Origin of the sequence: Burkholderia sp. SRS-25, assembly GCF_004343765.1 — a bacterium.
Classification (GTDB): domain Bacteria; phylum Pseudomonadota; class Gammaproteobacteria; order Burkholderiales; family Burkholderiaceae; genus Burkholderia; species Burkholderia contaminans.
This window is the reverse complement of sequence record NZ_PTXM01000004.1, coordinates 252,447-274,837: the sequence shown is the minus strand read 5'-3', so window position 1 is coordinate 274,837 and position 22,391 is coordinate 252,447. Positions and strand designations below refer to the sequence as shown.

Genomic DNA, 22,391 nt, shown 5'->3' with positions numbered 1-22,391 from the left:
CGACGGCCCCGTGCGGCGCACGTCGCCGGCCGCCCCCCTCATGCTTTCGCCGCGACAGCACTGTAGCGGCGAGCCAACCAGGAGCAACGACATGCCGGAACAGGTTTCCGCCGCGGTGACCGATGCGGTCACGCAAGCCAACGTCAAGGTGGTGGGCGAGGCGCCCGCCGTGGCGTTGGGCACGCTCATGCAGTCGAACAGCCATGCATCCGCGATCCTGCTGCACAACGCGGTGCAGATGCAGGCGAACCAGGCGATGTCCAATCTCGCCGCGACGACCGTCGGCGTCATGCAGCTCTATGCCGGCTCGCCGGCGGCGGCGGCCGGTGCCGCGCGGTCGGCGAACGACAGCTTTGCGTCGCAGCTGGCCGCCGTCGCGCAGCTGATGAACGCCATCGGCCACTGGCGCGGCTGATCCTCCCCGCGCGCCGCCCGACCCGGCGCACGCGATGTCCCCGCGCCGCGGCACCGCACGACGTGCGTGCCCGGCCGTCAATTGGCGTCGACGATGGTCCGGAGCTGCTCCGGCTTCTCGATCGTCACGCCGTGTTCGTGAAGCCGGATCAGCCCGTCGCGCTGCATCTTCCGCAGGCTGCTGTTCAGTCGCGGCCGGCTGACGTTGAGCATTGCCGCGAGGACGCTCTGGTTCTCCGGCAACGGCACCTCGAGATCGTTCCCTTGCATGCGGTTCAGCAGATGGCGCGCGAGCCTGGCGTCGAGCCGGTACAGGCATGCCGATTCGACGAAGTCGCTCAGCTGGTGGATATGCCGGCACAGCTGCTCGTGGACGCGCCCCATGAATTCCGGGTTGGCCAGCAGCGGCGCGAAGTACGGGCGATGCAGCAGCGAAATGCGGCAGTCGGCGCTCAACTGGGCGGTGAAGTGGCGCCGGTGTGCGCGAATCAGCGTGTTCTCGCCGATGAGTTCGCCCGGCATCGAGTGGCCGAGAATGATCTCGCGTCCACCGGGTTCGTGCAGCGTCTTGTAAACGTGCCCGCGGTGCACGAATGCGACGAAGTCTCCCGGATCACCCTTGAAGAACAACAGGCGATTGCCGTGTTCGGGCCAGGGTGTGACATGCCGCTCGATATGCGCGATCAGGCTTTCCGGGAGGTCGGTGAGTATCGGGATATGGCGCAGCGTTTGAGCGTCAGCAAGGGCAGGCATGTTTTCCGCGCGAGGTTGTTTGTCGATACGGCTACCTAGCGAAAAACGCTGCCTTCGGCATTGCGTGAAAAATCAATAATGAAAGGATCGAGATAATCGGCAAGCAGTCCGGACAGGGCGGCACGTCGGCGGCAACGGCGCTTGGTCGATCGACATGGGGCGCTGCATGCCGGCGCTCGAGCAGTTCGCGGCGGCAGTCGTTCCGTTTCATCGCAATGCCGTTATTCAGGCCCGGCGCCGCGCCTGAAACAACGGATCGGGCTATGCCGGAGAATTGAAGTTTCCGTTCATAATAATCAAGAAAATTTACTCGGTCCGATTATCGTTATAACAGTGTTACGCGGGTAACAGCGCCATTACCGGAGTCGAATCGATTCTGTGTTTTCCAAAAAAAGGAAGACACGGGATGACAACCTCGAACCAGCACGCTGCCCCGACGCCCGAGTCTTCGGCGCAGCAGCTCGATCGCACGTGGCGCGAAATGCAGGGGAAATTGCGGCGCCGCGCGCGCCTGCTGTGCAAGGGCGATATTCACCGCGCCGACGAACTGCTCTCCGACACCGCCCTCAAGGTCCACATTTACCTGCAGCGCTCGCCCGAGCGCGTTCAGAACCTGGCCGGTTTTCTCTTTCTGGTGCTGAACCACGCGTTCCTCGATGGCGCGCGCCGCCGGCTGCGCGAAAGCGGCATGCTCGAATTCGATCCGGGCTGGGACGACGATCACACCGTCGAGCTGGCCGGCCACGCGCCGTCGGTGGAGCAGCAACTGCTGCTTCGACAGCAGTTGCTGCGTCTCGAGCAGGCGTTGTCCACGCTGCCCCCGCAGCAGCAGATGCTGTTCACGCTCAAGTTCGAGGAGGACCGGCCCTATCTGCACATCGCGGCGACGCTCGGGATCAACGAGCCGCTTGCCCGAAAGCGCGTCGAGCTGTTGCGCAAGAAGTTGCGCGAGGAACTCGCGTAAGGGCGTTCACGAACGCGGGCACGCAGCGTTCCTAACGGCATGTGCGGCATCGCTGGCCTGCCGTTCCTTCAATCGCATGCCGGAGCCGGGTTCCGAGGAGGCCGCGTGGCAGACAAAGTCAATGAGCAGATTACCGACGCGGTGACGCAGAGCAACGTCAACGTCGTCGCGGGATCGCCGGCCCAGGCGCTGGGCACGCTTTACCAGATGTTCAGCCAGGCCGTCGGCATCTCGGCGCAGAACATGACGCAGCAACAGGCCGCGCTGAACCAGATTTCGAACGCCGTCGTGTCGAAAGCGGTGGCCATGATCCTGTCCGTCGAAGCATCGCCGAAGGGCGGGTCGGGCGGTGGATCGGGCGGCGGGGTGGGCGGCTTGCCGCAGGTTCCTGCGGCCGGGCCGCAGACGGGTACCACGCATTAGCGCGCGATGACTCTCGGGATACCTGAATCATGAACATGAAAGGCCTTTTGGGTGGACGCGGTGACGGCGCGACGCAGACGCCGGACGACGTCGCGGACGCCGCAGCCGAAATCGCGACGCCGGCCGATGCCGCGTCGCGCGCCGCAGCACCGAAAGCCGGCGCGCGCGCGTGGCCGGTCAACCGGCTGCGCAGGCTCACCGATGCGCTGAAAGCGCCGAACCAGGTCGCGGATGCGGCCGGCTCCGGCGGCTCGGCGCTGCAGACCGTGCAGGCGATCAACGCGGAGGCGGCGTCCTACGCGACGACGCAGATCGCCGTCGGCCCGAACATGCTGATCACGCAGGCGGGCGGCATGGTCGCGCAGGCCGCGGCGAACTACTTCGAGGCGACGACGTCGCTGGCGATCGCGGGCAAGAGCGTGCTGATGAAGGATCTGGCGCAGAAGACCGTCGACGAGAACGTGGCCGGCATGGCAATGGATGCGGTGGGCCTGCTGTTGACCGATCTGTTCGTGGCGACCGCGGCGATCGTCGCGGGTGCCGCCGAGGCGATCGAAGGGGAGGCCGCCAGTGTCGCACTCGACCGGATCGACGAGAGCCTGCAGAAGTACCAGTCGCTGCTCGACAAGAAGGGTGCGTAGGGTGCGCCGGCGCTGCCGCCGCGCGCTGCGCGGGCCGTGTCGTCGACGGCCCCGGCAGGCGCGAAACGACCGGCATTGAATCGATGCATGCGTGGTCGTCCGCGTGGCGCGGATGATCGCGCCGATGCGGAACGTCGCGGGCAATCGCCGTCCGCACGCACACCGCCGAAGCATCGACCGACACGACCCGCCGGGCCGTCAGGCCCGATCCGGGATGTGAGCGGCGGGACCGACGCACGTTCGCTTCCCCGAACCCGTCGCGGCCCGCTACCGACAGTCCTGTCAGTCACGTGAGGAACCCATGCCCTACATCATTCACAACGTACACGGTCCCGCGCCGCTGGCGGTTGGCGAGCGCACCTGGGGAGATGCGACGGAAATCGATTTCGGTGCGATGACGAGCTGCATCACGCTCGTCGAGCAGGCACCGGCCCAGCCCACGCAGGTGCGCGGCATCCACCTGTCGATCGTCAGCGCCGACGGCACACGGGTCTACGATCCGGCGGCGAACGTGGCCGGCCAGGTCGAGACGATCATGCAGCAGAGCGGCGATCTGCATGCATGTCTCGGCCGTATCGACCTCTGGCAAGCCAGCCAGACGCAGGAACTGCAGGATTTCTTCGTCGGACTGATGCAGAGCCTCGACATGCTCGACTGGGTGCAGGTGCCGGACGGCAACCTGCGGGTGAGGATCCACGGTGGCGTGATGCAGTATCGGCATGGCGCCGGTGCATGGACCAACGTGTAGCCGGCAGGATTCGTTGAAGCCGGCGCCCGCTGAGTGTGCGGGCGCCGGTTCGAATGGCACGGCCAAACTTCGTCATGGACAGGTGGGGCGCAAGAGGGGACGTGGAATGGTTGAGATGCCACCTGCTCGGAATCTCGTCGCCCGGATGTCACGATGCAATCTGCGTTGTCGTCCGCGAGTTTTCACCGGCTCCCGCGACGCGAACCGCATTCACCGGAGACGTGGGTTCCCGGCACCGTCATGCCGCTCGACTCAAGACGCGCTACCGGCCAGAAGCGATTACACCAGCCAAGCACCCGCCGACGATCGTAAGGTAGCCGTCGGCCGATTGCATTAATGAACTCCGTTACGCACACGTGATTATCGTGCGCAGGGTTTTTTGCGATCCCGTCGTGAATGCGCTCGATTATTGACGAAAATAAAACGAGCTCACGGTTGCTTCTTCGCCAACATTTTTTTAATAACTCGGCCTGCCTTGTCCTTGCTAAAACCAACGCCATCTGCTTTATTTACTCATACCAAATCAGGATAAAACGCTACGGGGTATCTCGGCTGCTTTGCCCGGCATTCGTGCCTGGCGAATCGGCATCGATTCACCATGGCATTCCTACGATCTGAAAGCGCAGCCCCTTTCCCGAGGTCGTGCTGCGCCTGCTGCGCGTGTCCGCGCCCCATGGAGGCGATCAGGCGACCACGCGGGCCCGCCTATGGCCCGCCGATTAATGCTTTCAAAATACCAAGCGCCATTTTAATAAAACGAATTCAATTGAACGTGAGTTTGATTGATTTATGAATTACCTGCTTACGTTCAAAACCTGGCGGCCCAACCGTAACGCTACCCACGAAGGGGACTGGACACATCATGAATAACGCACCTGGAGTCAGAGTTCGTCCGTCGATCGAATCGTTGCAAGCCGAATATCTGAAAGGCAACAAAAAGCCGCTGGAAGACGTGATGCGCGCGTGGAAAGGCATCAAGGCATTGCCGCCCGACGATCCGAACTCGTTCTTCATGATCGGCGGCTTCCACGGCGAGCCGTTCCGCGGCGCCGGCTGGGGTTCGGCGTCCTACTGGGGCGGCTACTGCAACCACGGTAACGTGCTGTTCCCCACCTGGCACCGGGCTTACCTGCTGCGGCTGGAACAGGCGCTGCAGAGCATCCCCGGTTGCGAGCAGGTGATGCTGCCGTTCTGGGACGAAACCAGCGAAGAGTCGCTGACGAAAGGCATTCCGTGGGCGCTGACCGCCCCGGATTTCGAGCTCGACGGCGAAAAGATTCCGAACCCGCTGGCCTCCTTCTCGTTCAACCGGGCGATCACCGACAACATCAACGGCGACAATCCGAACTACAGCAAGCCGCTGCCTTACGTCACGGTTCGCTACCCGTTGTCGGGGCTCGTGGGGACCGACAAGGACAAGGCCGCCACCGAGAAGCACAACGCCAAGTTCCAGGACGCCAAGGAGAACGTCGTCATACTGAACCGCAACGTCGTGGACTGGCTCACGTCGTACATCGTCGTGAAGGGCGACGTGGTGCCGACCAACGTGAAGAGCAAGTTCGAGCAGTGCCTGGACGCGCCGAACTACACGGTGTTTTCCAACACGTCGTCCGCGGCCCAGTGGAACGAGAATCTTCCGGACGGCGCGATCCCCGTGGTCCCGCTCGAGTCGCCGCACAACGATATTCACCTTGCCGTCGGCGGGTTCGACGTGCCGCACGGACCGAACAAGGGCGATTTCGCGCCGATTCCGGGCGCCAACGGCGACATGGGCGAAAACGACACGGCGGGCCTCGACCCGATCTTCTATTTCCACCACTGCTTCATCGATCGCGTGTTCTGGCTGTGGCAGAAGCGGCATGGCTACACACAGCACCTCGACGTCATCGCCGAGTATCCGGGCACCAACTCCGTCGACGCGCAGGGGCCGACGCCGGGCGTCGTGCCCAACTCGTGGCTCACGCTCGAAACGCCGCTCGATCCGTTCAAGAAAAGCGAGAACGGCAAGGAGCGCGCCTACACGTCGCTCGACTGCATCAACATCGAGGAACAGCTCGGCTACACGTACGGCCCCGGTTCGCTGGAAAACCTGCCGAAGTTGTCGCTCGCGGCACCGACCGTGCCGGCCGGCAACAGCCGCAAGATCGTGCGCGTGTCCGGGCTGAATCGTGCGCCGATCGCGGGGTCGTTCCTCGTGTCCGCGTACGTCAACGTGGACGGCGAACGGCAACTGCTCGGCACGGAGGCCGTGCTGAGCCGCTGGAGCGTGCAGTCCTGCGCGAACTGCCAGACGCACCTCGAAGTGAAGGCGTTCTTTCCGCTGAATCACTTCGCCGAAAGCGCGGTGCAGGATGCGCAGTACGACGTCGAAATTCATACGCGCGACGGCGTACGCCTGCAGACGCCACCCGCGTCACCGCCCGATTCGCAAGCCGTCGTCGGCGCGGCGCCGCAACCCGTACGGAAACTGTTCCGCCTCGAGGTCCGGTAGCGGCGGCGCGTGACGAACCGGCGCCGTTGCCCGGCGCCGGTTCACCTCGGTACTTCGACAACGTGGACATGACGGGGAGACGCGGGCATGAGCTATACACCCGAAACCGGCAGCCTGGTGGGGCTGTGGACCTATCGCAGCTTCCTGAACGATCCCGACCCGGCCACCGCATTCAACGACCTTGAATTCGGCCTCGGCACGATCGAAATCGCGCATGCGCCGGCGGGCATTTTCAAGGGACGCATTTTCGGTCCGGGATGGGAACTGCAGCTCAACGGCTGGATTACCTACGGGAATCCGGGCACGGTGCGATTCCAGGGGCGCGGCGTGGTCAGCGGCGAGGAATGGGTATACGACTACGTCGGGTACGTGAGCGCGCCCTGGCCCAATGGCGTCGACCAGCGCCCGGCGCTGACGGGTTCGATCGTCCGTACGGTGCCGCATGCGAGCGGCAACGGCGGCGTCGCCCCGGCCGGGGTGGTGTGCTCGTGGTATGCGGTCATGCGAGATCCCGCCTGAGCGGCCATGACTGCGCCGACTGCACCGCCGGCCGACCCGGCCAGGCGTCCGGCGACGGTGACGGTGACGAACGCGATTCGCGCATGCGTCGGGATCGGGCCTGCGCGAACCGCTGTTATTTCGCTATCCGAACGGGTATGCGGTGCGATGGCATTCGCACTCCTCGGCTACCTGGCTTGCGACTTGCCGACCAGGCTGCACGGTGCCCCTTCCAGCTGGATATGGAACGGCATCGGCGCAATGGTTTGCGGCATCGCCGGCTATTCGATGAAAGGCGGAGTGTCCGGCGGGTGCGCGCGCAGGGCGATGCTCCAGTGCGTGGGGGCCATCGGCGCGGGATTGACGCTCGATGCGATACGGTCCCCCGTCGATGCCATTCTCGGCATCTGCGGCGGAACGCTCGATGCCGGCGCCATGTGGAACATGCTCGTGCTGCATCTCCAATGGTTCCCGATGTCGATGCTGGCCATGCTGGCGCTGCTGATCTTGCGCGAGGCCGACCGCAAGGACCGGCGCCGACGTGGCGCGGCAAGCATGCTCGTTGTGGTGCCGGTGCGGGTCGCGCTCGAATTCGCGGGGATGCAGCTCGTCATGGCGCTCGGCATGACCGCGATCAGGGCATCGGCGTTCGCTGCCGGGCTGCGTTGGGATACGAGCGGCGTGGCAGTGTCGATGCTCGCCAGCATGCTGGCGTTCTACGCATTGAGCGATCGGGCGGCGCGCGCAGAGGGGCGTTGAATGGTCGATTGCGAAATAGGAACGGCCATATTAAAGAGGCGCGGCCATCTCTTGTCAGACGAGGCCGCGTCCAGGTTGATCTGGAAAGGTGTGTTGACGCGGTTTGTGCTCAGCTACCGGAGCGCTTTGGGAGCGGAATCCGAGTTTTAACCCGCGTCACACGGACGTTGCACGTACTCCGGGCGGCGGTCGTGACTATTCACGATGCTCGTGCTCGTGCTCGCGCCACGGATCTCGATCGCGCGGATGACGATGCCTCCACTCGTCGCGTTCCCAGTAGCGATGGCCGTCCCAGTAGCGGTCGCCGTGCACGCCGATCTCGACCGATACACCCGCCCCCGGGGCGGGCTCTCGCTGTTCGTACCTCGGTTGCGGTGAACCGTAGCCTTGCGCGAAGGCCGTGCTGGTCGCGGCGAGTGCGCCGCCGGCCACGAGGGTCGCCAGAATTCGACGCGTTGCAATTGTCAGGGGTTTCATCGAGCCGTCCTCCATTGAATGCCGACCACGACTCACGCGCATGATTCGTTCCCGTATGGAGCGGCAGATGCCTCGCTCGCCATTTCGACCCTGCGGCCGCGTCACCTTGCAGCCCGTGCCGACCCGGTGTCGGAACGCATGATGTCTCCGTCTGGAGGCATCACTGATCCCCCAGCTTTTTTCTCGTCAACAACCACAAAAAACATCATTTCGCCCACGTCTGGCTGTCAGCAGAATGTCTCCATTCCCACTCGCACGACGACACGAGCACTCGAGCCTCGCAGCGAGCCGCACCTCAAGGAGACACCCGTGGCAGTCGAAACAACCTCAATCGATACGCTCGTCGTCGGCGCCGGTCAGGCCGGCGTGGCCATGAGCGAGCACCTGGGCAAGCTGGGCGTACCGCATCTCGTGCTGGAGCGCAGCCGCATCGCCGAGCGCTGGCGCACGGGCCGCTGGGATTCGCTGGTCGCGAACGGCCCCGCGTGGCACGACCGCTTCCCCGGCCTCGAATTCGACGGGCTCGATCCGGACGCGTTCGCATCGAAAGACCAGGTCGCCGATTACTTCGAAGCGTATGCGCGCAAGTTCAACGCGCCGATCCGCACCGGCGTCGAGGTGAAGCAGGTCATGCGCAATGCCGGCAAGCCGGGTTTCATCGTCGAGACGTCCGACGGCACGATCGAGGCGAACCGCGTGGTCGTCGCGACCGGGCCGTTCCAGCGCCCGGTGATTCCGCCGATCGCACCGGACGACGCGCGCCTCGTGCAGATTCATTCCGCCGACTATCGCAACCCGGCGCAGCTTCCGGAAGGTGCGGTGCTGGTGGTCGGCGCGGGGTCGTCGGGCGTGCAGATCGCCGACGAGCTGCAACGCGCGGGTCGCCAGGTGTACCTGTCGGTCGGCCCGCACGATCGGCCGCCGCGAGCATATCGCGGCCGCGATTTCTGCTGGTGGCTCGGCGTGCTCGGCGAATGGGACAAGGAAGTCGCGACGCCCGGCCGCGAACACGTGACGATCGCGGTGAGCGGCGCGCGCGGCGGCCATACGGTGGATTTCCGCAAGCTCGCGAACCAGGGCGTGACGCTCGTCGGGCTGACGAAGTCGTTCGACGGCGGCGTGGCCGTGTTCGAACGCGATCTGGCGATCAATCTCGCACGCGGCGACGAAAACTATCTGTCGCTGCTCGACGCGGCCGACGCCTATGCGGCGCGCAACGGCCTCGATCTGCCGGAAGAGCCGGAAGCCCGCCGCATCCTGCCGAACCCCGATTGCGTCGCGCATCCGATCCTCGCGCTCGACCTGGCCGGCGCGGGCGTCACGTCGATCATCTGGGCGACCGGCTACGCGGTCGACTACGGCTGGCTGAAGGTCGACGCTTTCGCCGACAACGGCAAGCCGCAGCACCAGCGCGGCGTGTCGAAGGAGCCGGGCATCTATTTCCTCGGGCTGCCGTGGCTGTCGCGGCGCGGCTCCAGCTTCATCTGGGGCGTGTGGCACGACGCGCGGCACATCGCCGATCACATCGCGATCCAGCGCACCTACCTCGAGTACCACGACGCATCGCGGCGCCGCTCGACCGCGCACGCGGAGCAGGACGGCGCAGCGCCGCCCGCCGCGCCGTCCGCCGATACGCAGCCGCTCGCCGACGCGGTGAACTGACCGACCCCATGCCGCCCCCCGCACCGCGTCTGCTTCCGGTGCGGCGGCGTGCCCCCTGACGACTGAAGGATTCCGATGAGCCAACCCACCCATACCCGTATCCGCATGTTCAACACGAAGGATACCTACCCGAACCAGACGCTCGACAACGACCTGTGCCAGGCCGTGCGGGCCGGCAACACCGTCTACGTGCGCGGCCAGGTCGGCACCGATTTCGACGGCAGGCTGATCGGCCTCGGCGATCCGCGCGCGCAGGCCGAGCAGGCGATGAAGAACGTCAAGCAGTTGCTGGAGGAAGCCGGCAGCGACCTCACGCACATCGTGAAGACGACGACCTACCTGATCGATCCGCGCTATCGCGAGCCCGTCTACCAGGAAGTCGGCAAGTGGCTGAAGGGCGTGTATCCGATCTCGACGGGGCTCGTCGTGTCCGCGCTCGGCCAGCCGCAGTGGCTGATGGAAATCGACGTGATCGCCGTGATCCCGGACAACTGGCAGCCGAACCGCGCACCGGAGGCAACATGACTTTCTCCATCGTCGGGCGTTGCCCGGAGACGGGCCAGCTCGGGATCGCGATCAGCTCGTCGAGCATCGCGGTGGGCGCGCGCTGCCCGTGGGTGCGCGCGGGCGTCGGCGCCGTCGCGACGCAGAACATCACGCTGCCGGCGCTTGGGCCCCAGATCCTCGACCTGATCGAACACGGGCAGCTCACGCCCGCCGCGGCGCTCGACCGTGCGCTGAGCGCGAACGGCTGGAGCCAGTACCGGCAGGTCACGGTGATCGACGGGCAGGGGCAGACGGCGTGCTTCACCGGCAAGGAAGCGCTCGGCACGCATCACGCGGTGCGGGGCGAGCAATGCGTGGCGGCGGGCAACCTGCTGGCCGCACCGGCCGTGATCGACGCGATGGTGCGTGCGTTCGAACAGGCGCCCGGCCTGCTCGCCGATCGGTTGCTGGCCGCGATGCACGCGGCGATGGCGGCCGGCGGCGAAGCGGGGCCGGTGCACTCGGCCGCGCTGAAAGTGGCCGGCGACGTGACCTGGCCGATCGTCGACCTGCGCGTCGACTGGGCCGATGCCGACCCGATCGGGCAGCTCGACGCGCTGTGGCAGGCTTATCGGCCGCAGATGCAGGATTACCAGACGCGCGCGCTGAACCCCACCGCCGCGCCGAGCTACGGAGTGCCGGGCGATGAATGACACGTCGAGCCGCGCACTGCTGGAACGGCTGATCGGTTTCGCGACGGTCAGCCGCGATTCGAACCTCGAGATGATCGGTTTCATCCGCGACTATCTCGCGGGTTTCGGCGTCGAAAGCGAACTGTTCTACAACGCGGAACGCACCAAGGCGAGCCTGTACGCGACGATCGGGCCACGCGATCGCGGCGGCATCGCGCTGTCGGGCCATACCGACGTGGTGCCGGTCGACGGGCAGGCGTGGACGGTCGAGCCGTTCCGGCTGACCGAGCGCGACGGCCGCCTGTACGGTCGCGGCACGGCCGACATGAAAGGCTTCATCGCATCGGTGCTCGCGGCCGTGCCGGCGTTCGTCGCGCGGCCGCTGAGCGTGCCGGTGCATCTCGCGTTCTCGTACGACGAGGAAGTCGGCTGCCTCGGCGTGCGGCCGATGCTCGATGCACTGGCCGCGCGCGCGCACCGGCCGCGCCTGTGCCTGATCGGCGAGCCGACCGAACTGAAGCCGGTGCTCGGTCACAAGGGCAAGCTCGCGATGCGCTGCCACGTGAAAGGCGCGGCATGCCACTCGGCGTACGCGCCGTCGGGCGTCAACGCGATCGACTATGCTGCGAAGCTGATCGGCCGGCTCGGCGAGATCGGTGCGGCGCTCGCGCGGCCCGAACGGCACGACGAACGATTCGATCCGCCGTTCTCGACCGTGCAGACCGGGCTGATCAAGGGCGGCCGCGCGCTGAACATCGTGCCGGCGGAATGCGAGTTCGATTTCGAGGTGCGGGCGCTGCCGGATTTCGATGCGCACGACGTGCCGAGGAAGCTGCAGGACTATGCGGAATCCGAACTGTTGCCGAGGATGCGCGCCGTGCAGCCCGATACCGACATTCAGTTGCAGCCGCTGGGCGCGTATCCGGGGCTTGCGACCGCGCCCGACAGCGAGGCCGCGCGCCTGCTCGCGATGCTGAGCGGCTCCGATGCCTTCGGCACGGTCGCGTTCGGCACCGAGGGCGGGCTGTTCGGGCAGGCCGGTATTCCGACCGTGGTGTGCGGGCCCGGCAGTATGGACCAGGGGCACAAGCCCGACGAGTTCGTCACGCTCGACCAGCTCCACGGCTGCGACGCGATGCTGGGGCGGCTGGCCGCCCATCTCGTTGCGGCCGCCTGACGCGGCGCGCCCGATCGACACGCACGCCCCGCATCCCGCGGCGCGTGCGTTTTCGTGTTCCCTCCGGTTCCCTAGCGCGCCGTTTCCGCGACGATCTGCGCGAGCCGCTCGCGGCAGAAATCGACGAACGACTGCGCCTGCTTCGTGAGTTGCCCGCGTTTCAGCCGCGCGCTCACGAGCCCCGACGGGCTCACCGTTTCGCTGAGGCCGATCGTCACGACGCGCTGGCCGTCGTACGTGTATTCGGAATGCGGGCGCGTGACGAGCAGCGAGAAGCCGAACCCCTGGCCGACCATCCCGCGCACCATCTCGATCGACGGCGACCCGAACACGATGTTCGGCGTGAGCCCGAGTTCGTGAAAGAGGCTGACGAAATACGTGCGGCTCGGCTGCACGTCGAGCAGGATCATCGGCTCGACGCAGAGGTCGCGCAACGACACGTGCGTCTGGCCCGCGAACCGGTGGTGCTCCGGCAGCAGCACGTACGGCTGCTGCGGCGGCATCAGCGGCTCGGTCTCGATCGTGCCGTCGAGATCGTGGTCGTACATGAGCGCGAGATCGAACGTGCCGGACGTCAGGCCCTGCACGAGTTCCTGCTGGTCGCCGTCGCGCAGCCGGATGTTCACGCCCGGGTAGCGCTCGCGAAAGCCCGCGATCAGTTGCGGCAGATAAAGCGGCGCGACCGTCTCGAAGCAGCCGATGTCGATCTGCCCGGTGATCACGTCGTTGTCGGCCAGCGCGTTCTGTTCGAATTCGTGCGCGATGCGCAGCAGTTCCTGCGCTTTCCGGTAGAAGCGCGTGCCGCTCGGCGTGAGCGACACGCCCTGCGCGTGATGGCGGATGAACAGCTTCACGCCGAAGCTTTCCTCCAGACCCTTGATCGCGCTGGAGATCGACGGCTGCGCGATGAAGAGCTGGCGCGACGCCTCGGCCACGCTGCCGGATTCCACCGTCGTCACGAAGTATTTCAGTTGCCGCAAAGTGTAGTGAGCCACAAGCACCTCTGATGCACGGCCCCGGCGTGCCGCCGCGGGCGCAATCTGTCCATGGTTGTGCGTAGCACCTTACCCGAAAGCCTCCCGGTGCCGAAATTTCCGCTGCAGAGCTTTTTCGTATGTCCCGGAAATATTTTTAGTATTTTCCGGTCGCGAGGGTCGTGGCGCACCATCGTCTCCAACCTGGATCACGACGATCACGAAGCGGTTGCCTACGCGGCAACGACGCATGTCTTCCGTTCCCGCATGCGCGTCGTCCGCTTCGTTCGACATCGCCGCGCGTGCACGCGGCGCGTCGTCGCTCGCGCATCCGGACCCGATTGCAGGCGCGACCCCCAACGCGCGCCGGCTGACACGGCAAGCGCGGATCGCCGCGCAGGACAGGAGACATCACCATGACGAACGTGGACCGCAACGCGTCCCCGATGATAGAGAAACACACGATCGGCTACGTGCCGCCCGCGGAGCGCCACGGCAAGGTGCGCGACCTGTTCACGCTCTGGTTCGGCGGCAACATCGCGCCGCTGCCGATCGTGACCGGCGCGCTCGGCGTGCAGCTCTTCCACCTGAACCTGATGTGGGGCATCGTCGCGATCGTCGTCGGCCAGGCGGTCGGCGGCGTGCTGATGGCGCTGCATTCGGCGCAGGGGCCGCAGATGGGCATCCCGCAGATGATCCAGAGCCGCGCGCAGTTCGGCTCGTGGGGCGCGCTGCTCGTGACCGTGATCGCGGCCGTGATGTACGTCGGCTTCTTCGCGTCGAACATCGTGCTCGCCGGCAAGTCGGTGCACGGCATCGCGTCGTCGGTGCCGGTGCCCGTCGGCATCGTGATCGGCGCGGTGGGCTCGGGGCTGATCGGGATAGTCGGCTACCGGTTCATCCACATCCTGAACCGGATCGGCACGTGGGTGCTCGGCATCGGCATCCTGGTCGGCTTCTGGATGATCCTCACGCACGTGACGACCGACGATTTCCTGACGCGCGGCGGCTTCAACTTCGCCGGATGGCTCGCGACGGTGTCGCTGTCGGCGTTGTGGCAGATCGCGTTCGCGCCGTACGTGTCGGACTATTCGCGCTATTTGCCGGAAGACGTCGGCGTGGCGTCGACGTTCTGGGCGACCTATCTCGGCTGCACGATCGGCTCGACGCTCGCGTTCATCTTCGGCGCGGTCGCGGTGCTCGCGGTGCCGGCCGGCGCGGACGCGATGGACGCGGTCAAGCAGGCGACCGGCCCGCTCGGCCCGCTGATGCTCGTGCTGTTCCTGCTGAGCGTGATCAGCCACAACGCGCTGAACCTGTACGGCGCGGTGCTCGCGGTGATCACGTCGGTGCAGACGTTCGCATACAAGTGGATTCCGACCGCGAAGGCGCGCGCGGTGGTGTCGGTCGTGATCTTCGTCGCGTGCTGCTACGCGGCGATCGGCGCGTCGACGAACTTCGTCGGCAACCTCGTCGACCTCGTGCTCGCGCTGCTCGTCGTGCTGGTGCCGTGGACGGCGATCAACCTGATCGACTTCTACGTGATCCACAAGGGCAAGTACGACATCAAGTCGATCTTCATGGTCGATGGCGGGATCTACGGCCGCTTCAACCCGCAGGCGCTGCTCGCGTATGCGATCGGCATCCTCGTGCAGATTCCGTTCATGAACACGCCGATGTATGCGGGCCCGATTCCCGCGCATCTCGGCGGCGCGGACCTGTCGTGGCTCGTGGGGCTCGCGCTGACGTCGCCGCTGTACTACTGGCTCGCGTCGCGCGACAGCGCGTACCGGCGCCGGCAGACGGGCGCGACGATGCCGCCCACGGCGGTGCGGTAAAAACGGGGAAGGGGGCAGGCCACCGCGTCAGTGACGAGACGGTGGCCCGTGGAGGAAGTCGGACGGGCTCGCGGTTGCGGTGCGCCGCGAGCCCGTCCGTGACTCAGACTACCGCCGAGCGCGCGACGCGCACCGGCACCGACTTGTACGACGGCGTGCCGCTTTCCTTGTCGATGTAGTCGAGCGGCACCAGTACGTTCGCTTCCGGGTAGTACGCGCCGACCGAACCCGGCGCGATGTCGTATTCGATCGCGGTGATCTTCTCGAGGCGCAGCGTGCGGCCCGATGCGGTGACCGTCTCGATGTCGACGAGGTCACCGTGTTCGAGCCCGTACTTCGCGAGATCGGCAGGGTTCATGAACAGCACGTCGCGCCGGCCGAACACGCCGCGATAGCGGTCGTCGAGCCCGTAGATCGTCGTGTTGTACTGGTCGTGGCTGCGCAGCGTGATCAGCCGCAGCACCTGCTCGGCGCCGAGCACGTCGGCATCTTCCTTCACGCCCTTGTAGACCGAGAACATCGCCTTGCCGGTCGGCGTCGGCCATACGCGCTCGGTGGGCGGCAGCGGCAGGCGGAAGCCGCCCGGCGTGCGGATGCGCTCGTTGAACGCCTCGAAGCCGGACACCGTGCGGTCGATCAGGTCGCGGATGCGGTCGTAGTCGTCGATCAGGTCGAGCCACGCGACCTTGCTGGCCGGCAGCGTCGCATGCGCGATGCCCGCGACGATCGCCGGCTCCGAGCGCAACTGGTCGGACGCCGGCTTGAGCTTGCCGGCCGACGCATGAACCATCGACATCGAATCCTCGACGGTGATCGACTGCCGGCCGGTGGCCTGCATGTCGAGCTCGGTGCGGCCGAGCACCGGCAGCACGAAGGTTTCCTTCGCGACCAGCAGGTGCGAGCGGTTCAGCTTGGTGCCGAGATGCACGCTCAGGTCGAGCTTCGCCATCGCCGGGAACGACTGTTCCGGATCGGGCAGCGCGACCGCGAAGTTGCCGCCGAGGCACAGCAGCGCCTTCGCGGTGCCGTCGATCATCGCCTGCATCGCCTGCACGGCGTCATGCCCGTGATGGGCGGGCGGCGTGAAGCCGCACACGTCCTCGATCTTCTTCAGGAACTCGGGCGACGGCTTCTCGGTGATGCCGACCGTGCGGTTGCCCTGCACGTTCGAATGGCCGCGCAGCGGGCACACGCCGGCGCCGGGCTTGCCGATGTTGCCGCGCATCAGCAGCAGGTCGGCGATCAGGCGCACGGTTGCCGTGCCCTTGTTGTGCTGCGTGACGCCCATCCCGTACGTGACGATCGTCGCGTTCGACTTCGCATACGCGAGCGCGACCTGTTCGAGCTGCGCCTGGCTGAGCCCGCTCGCGCGCTCGATGTCGTCCCACGACGTGGCTTCGAGATCGGCCGAGAACGCGTCGAAGCCGTTGGTGTGCTGCGCGATGAAGTCGCGGTCGAGCACGTCGCCGCGCTCGGCCTCGAGCTGCAGCAGCGCCTTCATGATGCCCTTCAGCGCGGCCGCGTCGCCGCCGGCGTCGACCTGGTAGTACGTCGATGCGATCCGCGTCGAGCCGAACGACGCCATCTCGATCATGTCCTGCGGATCGGCGAAGCGTTCGAGCGCGCGTTCGCGCAGCGGGTTGAACACGATGATCGGCACGTTGCGGCGCGCGCACTCGTGCAGCGTGCCCATCATCCGCGGGTGGTTCGTGCCGGGGTTGTGGCCGATCGAGATGATCAGCTCGCAGTGGTCGAAGTCCTCCAGCGACACGGTGCCCTTGCCGATGCCGATCGACTGCGGCAGGCCGACGCTGGTCGGCTCGTGGCACATGTTCGAGCAGTCGGGGAAGTTGTTGGTGCCGAGCTCGCGCGCGAACAGCTGGTACAGGTACGCGGCTTCGTTCGACGCGCGCCCCGACGTATAGAACTCGACCTGGTCGGGCGGCAGCGCGCGCAGCACTTCGCCGATGCGCGCGAACGCGTCGTCCCATTCGATCGCGCGGAACGTGTCGGTCGCGCGATCGTAGACGAGCGGATGCGTGAGCCGGCCCATGTTCTCCAGTTCGTAGTCCGACATGCGCAGCAGCGACGACACGGTGTTCGCCGCGAAGAACTCGGGCGTCACGCGCTTGGTCGTCGCTTCCCACGTGACGGCCTTCGCGCCGTTCTCGCAGAACTGGAACGTCGACTTGTGTTCCTTGTCGGGCCACGCGCAGCCGGGGCAGTCGAAGCCGTCGGGCTGGTTGGTCCGCATCAGCACGATCGGCGCCTCGATGGTTTCCATTTGCGTGCGCACCGCATCGGCTGTCGCGCGAAGCGCGCCCCAACCGCCGGCGGGCCCGTCGTATTTCCTGATGCCTGGCACTTCGCGTCGATTTGTCATGTGAATCTCCAATAGCCGGGCCCGGTGCGGGTGGCTCGGTTGCGCCGTGTCGCGGCGTGGGGTGGCTCCGTCCGGTGGACGGAGCCGGTCATGCGTGCCCCGTGCGTGCGGGGCATGCCGGGTTTCAGTGCGCGTCCTTCTTCGCGCCGGACGACTTCTTGCCGGACGCTTTCGCGGCAGGAGCGGGCGGCGTGTCGTCCGCGTTCGCGTCTGCTGCTGCCTTGGCGGCCTTGCCGTTCGGTTTGGCCTTGCCGTTGGCGTCCTTCGTGTCCTTCGCTTCAGGCGCGGCAAGCTTGTTGAACTTCACTTCGTCGCTGGCCTTGTCGTAGTCGACCTCGCACTTGTCGCCCGACTTCAGCCTGTCGGCGAGGATCTCCTTCGCGAGCCGCGTCTCGATGGTCTGGCGGATCTGGCGTTTCAGCTCGCGCGCGCCGAACTCCGGCTGGTAGCCGGCTTCGGTCAGGTGCGCGACTAGCGAGTCGCCCATCACCAGCGTGATGTCCTGCGCGGCGGCCGTGCGCACCACGCGGTCGAGCTGGATCTGCACGATCGCGCGGATGTCCTCCTTCGACAGCGCGTGGAAGACGATCACCTCGTCGATCCGGTTCAGGAACTCGGGGCGGAAATGGCCCTTCAGCACCTGCATCAGCTGCTCGCGGATCGCCTTGTCGGTCTTGCGCGCAGCTTCCGGCTGCGTGAGGTTGTCCATGATGATCGCGGCGCCGAGGTTGCTCGTCGCGATGATGATCGTGTTGCTGAAGTCGACCACGCGGCCCTTGCCGTCGGTCAGGCGGCCGTCGTCGAACACCTGAAGCAGCACGTTGTAGACGTCCGGATGCGCCTTCTCGATCTCGTCGAGCAGGATCACGCTGTACGGGCGGCGCCGCACGCGCTCGGTGAGCTGGCCGCCTTCGTCGTAGCCGACGTAGCCGGGCGGCGCGCCGATCAGCCGCGCGACCGCGTGCCGCTCCATGTACTCGGACATGTCGATGCGGATGATCGCCTGCTCGTCGCCGAACACGGTCTCGGCGAGCGCCTTCGCGAGCTCGGTCTTGCCGACGCCCGTCGGCCCGAGGAACAGGAACGTCGCGATCGGCCGGTGCGTCTGGCCGAGCCCCGCGCGCGACAGCCGCACCGCATCGCTGACGGCCACCACCGCGTCGCTCTGGCCGACCACGCGCTCGCGCAGTTGCTCTTCCATCTTCAACAGCTTCTGGCGCTCTTCCTGCGTGAGTTCGGACACGGGGATGCCGGTGAGCCGCGACACGACCTCGGCCACCGATTCGACGGTGACCTCGAGCGTCTCGGAGCCCGTCTTGCGCTGCCACGCCTCCATCTTCTCGTCGACGGATTTCTGCTTCGCGTTGATCTGCTCCTCGAACTGCTTCGCTTCGTCGAAGCGCTTGCGCGACGTCGCGTAGTCCTGCTCGCGCTTCAGTTGCGCGATCTGCGCTTCGCCTTCCTGAATGTCGACCGGGCGCGAGGTCGCGCCGATCCGCACGCGCGCGGCGGCCTGGTCGATCAGGTCGATCGCCTTGTCGGGGAGGAAGCGCGACGTGATGTAGCGATCGGCGAACTCGGCGGCCGCGACGAACGCATCGTCGGCGAACGTCACCTGGTGGTGCGCCTCGAGGCTGTCGCGCAGCCCGCGCAGGATCACGATCGTCTGCTCGACGCTCGGCTCCGGCACGAACACCGGCTGGAAGCGCCGTTCGAGCGCGGCGTCCTTCTCGATGTACTTCTGGTATTCGTTGAGCGTCGTCGCGCCGATCAGGCTCAGCTCGCCGCGCGCAAGCGCGGGCTTCAGCACGTTCGCGATGTCGAGGCCGCCTTCGCCGCCGCCCTGGCCCGCGCCGACGATCGTGTGCAGCTCGTCGATGAACAGGATCAGTTCGTCCTGTTTCGCCGTGACTTCGTCGATCAGCTGCTTCGCGCGTTCCTCGAATTCGCCGCGATACTTCGCGCCTGCCACCATCGAGTTGATGTTGACTTCGACGAGCCGCTTGTCGCGCAGCACTTCGGGCACGTCGCCGTTGACGATCCGCTGTGTGAGCCCTTCGACGATCGCCGTCTTGCCGACCCCCGGCTCGCCGATCAGCACCGGATTGTTCTTCTTGCGGCGCGCGAGCACCTCGATCGTGCTCTCGATTTCCTGCGCGCGGCCGAGCACCGGGTCGAGCTTGCCCTGGCGCGCGATCGCGGTGAGGTCGCGGCCGAACTTGTCGAGGTTCGGCGTGCCGGTCGGCGCATCGACGCGGCCGTCCTCGGCGCCTTTGCCGACCACCTTCACGACCTTCTGGCGCAGCGCCTCGGGCGTCACGCCGTATTTCTTCAGCAGCGTGCCGGCGACGCTGTCCGGCACCGATGCGAGCCCGATCAGCAGGTGCTCGGGGCCGATGTACGAGTGGCCGAGATCGCGCGACGCCTGGAACGCGTACTGCACGGCCTTCTTCACGCGCGGCGAGATCGACAGCTTGTCGAGCGGCGCATCGGCGGCGGCCGTGCCGGTGTGCGCATGCTCGTCGATGTACGACCGGATGTCCTGCGGCGACAGCTTCAGTTCCTTCAGCAGCGCGGCGCACACGTCGGTGTCCGCGAGCGCGTACAGCAGGTGTTCGGAATCGAGCTCGCTGCGGCGCAGCTCGTGCGCCTTCTCGGCCGCGCGCTGCAGCAGCTCCAGCGTCTGCTCGCTGAACGCGTCGGTCGGGTCGACCGATTCGCGCGGAATCTCGGCGGCGAGCGGCGATTCGTCGTCGAGCCCGCCGAACAGCGACGATGAGCCGCCACCGCCCAGCAGCGAATCGAACGGGTTCAGCATGCTCTGATGCCGCATCAGCTGACGGAAGTGGTAATCGCAGATCGAGATCGTCTTGCGCTCGCCGTCCTGCATCACGGTTGCGCGCGCGACGGCCGGCCGCGCGTGGCAGATATCGCAAAGTGCGGGCATGGTGGTCTGGCTCCTGTCGGTGAAAGTGGGTCGAAGGGTGAAGTCCCGATGCGGTGCGGCGCTTGGCGCATGCCGACCACGAACGCACGACGCGCTGCACGGCGGCCCGCGGGCGGCACCGGTGCTGTCACGCAGCGCGCGTGGGCGTCGTGCACGGTCGCGGTCAGGGCGGCAAGCGTGCGTGCCGGGAGGAGCCCACGGTATCGCTTCGACTGCGTTCAAAATAGCGAATCGGCGGAGGCTATCCAAGGCACAGTTCCGCACCGGCCCGGCGCTGAATTGCACCCTCGCATGCGTGCGCGCACGAGTGGCAAGGAGTACAGACGGGCGGGCGCACGGCTGCACGGGCGTGCGCGGCGTGCGCAGCGTGGGATGACAGGAAGCGGAAGCGGGCGGAGCGCGAACGGATCGCGGTGCGACATCGGCGCGCAGGGCGCCGGTTGCCGGGAGGGGACAGGCACAGCGGGCGGGGAGGCGCGACGGCGGCAGCGCCGCAGGGCTCGCGTGCCGCGAGCGGCCAAGTACGACCACGCACGCATTGCGGACGATGCGTGTGTGGCGGCCGAAGGCGAGGGCGGGTTGCACGGTCCGGGCCGGACGCGGCGCAACCGTGGCGTGCCGCGGTCAGTCCGGGAGCGTCATCGCAAGCCGCTGCCGGGCGATCCGCTTCACGTCCGTTGACAGTGCCGCATCCGGCAGGCCATTGGCCCAGACGGAGAACGAATCCTCGATCAGGTTGCGCGTGTCGGGCGGCAACTCCGCCAGGACCAGCGACAAGACGGTGAACAGCACGGCGGTGTCGCCGGCGTGGCTGCTCGCGTTCGCATCGACCGCCTGCTTCAGCTGATCGACCGACGCCTGCAGCGCCTGCAATGCCTCATTCGACTCGCTCATCACATACTCCATGCAAGATGGGTTTGATCGGCGACGAACATGCGGCCGGCGGTGCGGCCGCTCGCGCGCGACGCCGGGCCGGCATCGCACGCGGGCAACCGCGATCAGGCTGCCGTGTTGCCCTGCGGCGCCACGGCCACCGATGCTTCGCTCGTCAGCATCAGGAACGTGAACGTTTCGCGCAGGTACAGGCGGACGACCTTGTCGGTATGACTCGTGTAGCCGATCGATACGTCTTCCCCGAGGTGCAGCTCGTAATCGCCGCCGCGCGTGGACAGCACGCAGCCGCCGCTGATCGCCGGCGCCCAGATGATCTCGCCGCTGACGATCCGCTTGATATGGCCGAGGACCGGATAGCCCTGGTCGCGCGCTTCGCTGAGCGCCGTGTACGCATCCGAGCCGAGCACGACCGAGTACGGGCCATCGACACCGGCAAGCCGCAGCGCTTCGAGCGCGTCGCTGATCGCGTCGGGATATGCGCTGACGTCGGCCGGCAGCGTGAGCTTGCGGTTCGACGTGCCTTCGCGGATGCCGACGATGCCGGCGGCCGGGTAGCCGTCGAAAATCGCGCCGTCCTCGGCGAACGCGAGCCGCTGCGCGGCGTCCTTCGCCGGTTGCCAGTCGGCGTCGCGCGCGCCGCGCTCGACGCTGTCGATCGCATCGCGGCTCAACTCGAACGGCACCGTCAGCTCGACGATCGTGCGGACTTCGCGCAGCCGCGCATTCACCAGCTCGCGCGGGGCGGCGACGTCGACGAGGTGCCCGGTGCCGACGGCCGACAGCTCGGGCCCCTCGGGGCCGTCGACGTCGACGACGCGGCGGCCGGCCACCGATCGTTTGAACGTGCGTGCCACTTCCTCCTCGATTTGCTCCCAGGCGGAGGACGAGATCGGGGCGAGTTCGCGGTGCAGGTTATTCATGGGTTTGGGTTGCCTCACGTCAGCGGAAACACTTCATGGTGGGCCGATCGGCTGACGGACTGCGCTGAGCCCGGCGGGCCGATCGCGGACGAAAATGAATATTAGCAGGCTCTATTGACACCGCTGCAGCACAAATCCGGACGACATCCTGCTGCGGCGCAACTGTTCTGCAATTCGCGTGTGGGGCGAGGCGGGCGCATGGGCTGAACGGCGCGACCGGATGGCGATACCCGGGTTCGCGCCGGCGCTC

20 protein-coding genes are annotated in these 22,391 nt (G+C 66.6%); 13 read left to right on the top strand and 7 right to left on the bottom strand.

The genetic code is table 11. From position 1 onward, the window contains the following. The first annotated feature begins 91 nt into the window (after window positions 1-91). The gene (locus C5O79_RS05920; protein ID WP_046546764.1) at window positions 92-415 is read left to right on the top strand and encodes a RebB family R body protein; all 324 of its coding nucleotides are present in this window, start codon (window positions 92-94) and stop codon (window positions 413-415) included. A 77-nt stretch (window positions 416-492) separates the two neighbouring features. On the opposite strand, the gene C5O79_RS05915 is transcribed toward C5O79_RS05920, so the two are convergent. Then, a complete protein-coding gene (locus tag C5O79_RS05915) occupies window positions 493-1,167 on the bottom strand; it encodes a Crp/Fnr family transcriptional regulator (protein ID WP_046546765.1) in 675 nt (224 codons plus the stop codon). Between the two features lie 406 nt (window positions 1,168-1,573). On the opposite strand from C5O79_RS05915, the gene C5O79_RS05910 reads away from it, so the two are divergent. From C5O79_RS05910 to C5O79_RS05880, 7 genes are all read left to right on the top strand, one after another. Continuing rightward, entirely contained in the window at window positions 1,574-2,131 is a 558-nt protein-coding gene (locus C5O79_RS05910; RefSeq protein WP_046546766.1) for a sigma-70 family RNA polymerase sigma factor, read from the top strand. A 105-nt stretch (window positions 2,132-2,236) separates the two neighbouring features. Further along, entirely contained in the window at window positions 2,237-2,554 is a 318-nt protein-coding gene (locus C5O79_RS05905; protein WP_046546767.1) for a RebB family R body protein, read from the top strand. Between the two features lie 29 nt (window positions 2,555-2,583). Continuing rightward, window positions 2,584-3,195, top strand: coding sequence for a hypothetical protein (locus C5O79_RS05900; protein ID WP_122477661.1), 612 nt, complete (start codon window positions 2,584-2,586; stop codon window positions 3,193-3,195). A 301-nt stretch (window positions 3,196-3,496) separates the two neighbouring features. Beyond that, window positions 3,497-3,943, top strand: coding sequence for a hypothetical protein (locus C5O79_RS05895; protein WP_122477663.1), 447 nt, complete (start codon window positions 3,497-3,499; stop codon window positions 3,941-3,943). 862 nt (window positions 3,944-4,805) lie between these two features. After that, window positions 4,806-6,434 carry a tyrosinase family protein gene (locus tag C5O79_RS05890; RefSeq protein WP_046546770.1) on the top strand — a complete coding sequence of 543 codons (1,629 nt, stop codon included), beginning with the start codon at window positions 4,806-4,808 and terminating at the stop codon, window positions 6,432-6,434. A gap of 87 nt (window positions 6,435-6,521) precedes the next feature. Next, window positions 6,522-6,953, top strand: a complete 432-nt coding sequence (locus C5O79_RS05885; protein ID WP_046546771.1) for a hypothetical protein — start codon at window positions 6,522-6,524, stop codon at window positions 6,951-6,953. A 6-nt stretch (window positions 6,954-6,959) separates the two neighbouring features. Then, window positions 6,960-7,691, top strand: a complete 732-nt coding sequence (locus tag C5O79_RS05880; protein WP_131931244.1) for a hypothetical protein — start codon at window positions 6,960-6,962, stop codon at window positions 7,689-7,691. A 195-nt stretch (window positions 7,692-7,886) separates the two neighbouring features. Here C5O79_RS05880 and C5O79_RS05875 read toward each other — a convergent pair whose 3' ends face one another. Beyond that, complete coding sequence (locus C5O79_RS05875) at window positions 7,887-8,168, bottom strand: hypothetical protein (RefSeq protein WP_122478949.1); 282 nt, start codon at window positions 8,166-8,168, stop codon at window positions 7,887-7,889. A 309-nt stretch (window positions 8,169-8,477) separates the two neighbouring features. Between C5O79_RS05875 and C5O79_RS05870 the strand changes: the two genes are divergently transcribed. From C5O79_RS05870 to argE, 4 genes are all read left to right on the top strand, one after another. Further along, window positions 8,478-9,830 carry an NAD(P)/FAD-dependent oxidoreductase gene (locus C5O79_RS05870; protein ID WP_047853620.1) on the top strand — a complete coding sequence of 451 codons (1,353 nt, stop codon included), beginning with the start codon at window positions 8,478-8,480 and terminating at the stop codon, window positions 9,828-9,830. Between the two features lie 75 nt (window positions 9,831-9,905). Further along, window positions 9,906-10,355: a RidA family protein gene (locus tag C5O79_RS05865; RefSeq protein WP_046546774.1), complete on the top strand. Its 450-nt coding sequence runs from the start codon at window positions 9,906-9,908 to the stop codon at window positions 10,353-10,355. Further along, window positions 10,352-11,029 carry a DUF1028 domain-containing protein gene (locus C5O79_RS05860; protein WP_047853619.1) on the top strand — a complete coding sequence of 226 codons (678 nt, stop codon included), beginning with the start codon at window positions 10,352-10,354 and terminating at the stop codon, window positions 11,027-11,029. The genes C5O79_RS05865 and C5O79_RS05860 overlap by 4 nt, the downstream gene beginning before the upstream one ends. Then, on the top strand, window positions 11,022-12,185 hold the full coding sequence (gene argE, locus C5O79_RS05855) for an acetylornithine deacetylase (protein WP_122477665.1): 1,164 nt from the start codon (window positions 11,022-11,024) through the stop codon (window positions 12,183-12,185). Before C5O79_RS05860 ends, argE begins: the two co-directional genes overlap by 8 nt. Window positions 12,186-12,256: 71 nt before the next feature. Here argE and C5O79_RS05850 read toward each other — a convergent pair whose 3' ends face one another. Further along, on the bottom strand, window positions 12,257-13,180 hold the full coding sequence (locus C5O79_RS05850; protein WP_039342428.1) for a LysR substrate-binding domain-containing protein: 924 nt from the start codon (window positions 13,178-13,180) through the stop codon (window positions 12,257-12,259). Window positions 13,181-13,575: 395 nt separating this feature from the next. Here C5O79_RS05850 and C5O79_RS05840 point away from each other — a divergent pair, with 395 nt between their 5' ends. Beyond that, entirely contained in the window at window positions 13,576-14,997 is a 1,422-nt protein-coding gene (locus C5O79_RS05840; protein ID WP_131931242.1) for a cytosine permease, read from the top strand. Between the two features lie 103 nt (window positions 14,998-15,100). Here C5O79_RS05840 and C5O79_RS05835 read toward each other — a convergent pair whose 3' ends face one another. The 4 genes from C5O79_RS05835 to C5O79_RS05820 form a co-directional block, all read right to left on the bottom strand. Then, window positions 15,101-17,380 (bottom strand): FdhF/YdeP family oxidoreductase, encoded by a 2,280-nt coding sequence (locus C5O79_RS05835; protein WP_131931240.1) that lies wholly within the window; start codon window positions 17,378-17,380, stop codon window positions 15,101-15,103. A gap of 124 nt (window positions 17,381-17,504) precedes the next feature. Then, window positions 17,505-20,327, bottom strand: a complete 2,823-nt coding sequence (locus C5O79_RS05830) for an AAA family ATPase (protein WP_131931238.1) — start codon at window positions 20,325-20,327, stop codon at window positions 17,505-17,507. A 624-nt stretch (window positions 20,328-20,951) separates the two neighbouring features. Then, window positions 20,952-21,221: a hypothetical protein gene (locus C5O79_RS05825; protein ID WP_124618172.1), complete on the bottom strand. Its 270-nt coding sequence runs from the start codon at window positions 21,219-21,221 to the stop codon at window positions 20,952-20,954. 104 nt (window positions 21,222-21,325) lie between these two features. Continuing rightward, complete coding sequence (locus C5O79_RS05820) at window positions 21,326-22,141, bottom strand: family 1 encapsulin nanocompartment shell protein (RefSeq protein WP_039342440.1); 816 nt, start codon at window positions 22,139-22,141, stop codon at window positions 21,326-21,328. Window positions 22,142-22,391 lie beyond the last annotated feature (250 nt).

Excerpts from the sequence above, each read along its gene's own strand:
- C5O79_RS05885 (WP_046546771.1), top strand. The coding sequence starts at position 6,522 with ATGAGCTATACACCCGAAACCGGCAGCCTGGTGGGGCTGTGGACCTAT.
- C5O79_RS05895 (WP_122477663.1), top strand. The coding sequence starts at position 3,497 with ATGCCCTACATCATTCACAACGTACACGGTCCCGCGCCGCTGGCGGTT.
- C5O79_RS05860 (WP_047853619.1), top strand. The coding sequence starts at position 10,352 with ATGACTTTCTCCATCGTCGGGCGTTGCCCGGAGACGGGCCAGCTCGGG.
- C5O79_RS05825 (WP_124618172.1), bottom strand. The coding sequence starts at position 21,221 with ATGAGCGAGTCGAATGAGGCATTGCAGGCGCTGCAGGCGTCGGTCGAT.
- argE (WP_122477665.1), top strand. The coding sequence starts at position 11,022 with ATGAATGACACGTCGAGCCGCGCACTGCTGGAACGGCTGATCGGTTTC.
- C5O79_RS05865 (WP_046546774.1), top strand. The coding sequence starts at position 9,906 with ATGAGCCAACCCACCCATACCCGTATCCGCATGTTCAACACGAAGGAT.
- C5O79_RS05840 (WP_131931242.1), top strand. The coding sequence starts at position 13,576 with ATGACGAACGTGGACCGCAACGCGTCCCCGATGATAGAGAAACACACG.
- C5O79_RS05915 (WP_046546765.1), bottom strand. The coding sequence starts at position 1,167 with ATGCCTGCCCTTGCTGACGCTCAAACGCTGCGCCATATCCCGATACTC.
- C5O79_RS05900 (WP_122477661.1), top strand. The coding sequence starts at position 2,584 with ATGAACATGAAAGGCCTTTTGGGTGGACGCGGTGACGGCGCGACGCAG.
- C5O79_RS05875 (WP_122478949.1), bottom strand. The coding sequence starts at position 8,168 with ATGAAACCCCTGACAATTGCAACGCGTCGAATTCTGGCGACCCTCGTG.
- C5O79_RS05835 (WP_131931240.1), bottom strand. The coding sequence starts at position 17,380 with ATGACAAATCGACGCGAAGTGCCAGGCATCAGGAAATACGACGGGCCC.
- C5O79_RS05920 (WP_046546764.1), top strand. The coding sequence starts at position 92 with ATGCCGGAACAGGTTTCCGCCGCGGTGACCGATGCGGTCACGCAAGCC.
- C5O79_RS05910 (WP_046546766.1), top strand. The coding sequence starts at position 1,574 with ATGACAACCTCGAACCAGCACGCTGCCCCGACGCCCGAGTCTTCGGCG.
- C5O79_RS05890 (WP_046546770.1), top strand. The coding sequence starts at position 4,806 with ATGAATAACGCACCTGGAGTCAGAGTTCGTCCGTCGATCGAATCGTTG.
- C5O79_RS05820 (WP_039342440.1), bottom strand. The coding sequence starts at position 22,141 with ATGAATAACCTGCACCGCGAACTCGCCCCGATCTCGTCCTCCGCCTGG.
- C5O79_RS05880 (WP_131931244.1), top strand. The coding sequence starts at position 6,960 with ATGACTGCGCCGACTGCACCGCCGGCCGACCCGGCCAGGCGTCCGGCG.
- C5O79_RS05830 (WP_131931238.1), bottom strand. The coding sequence starts at position 20,327 with ATGCCCGCACTTTGCGATATCTGCCACGCGCGGCCGGCCGTCGCGCGC.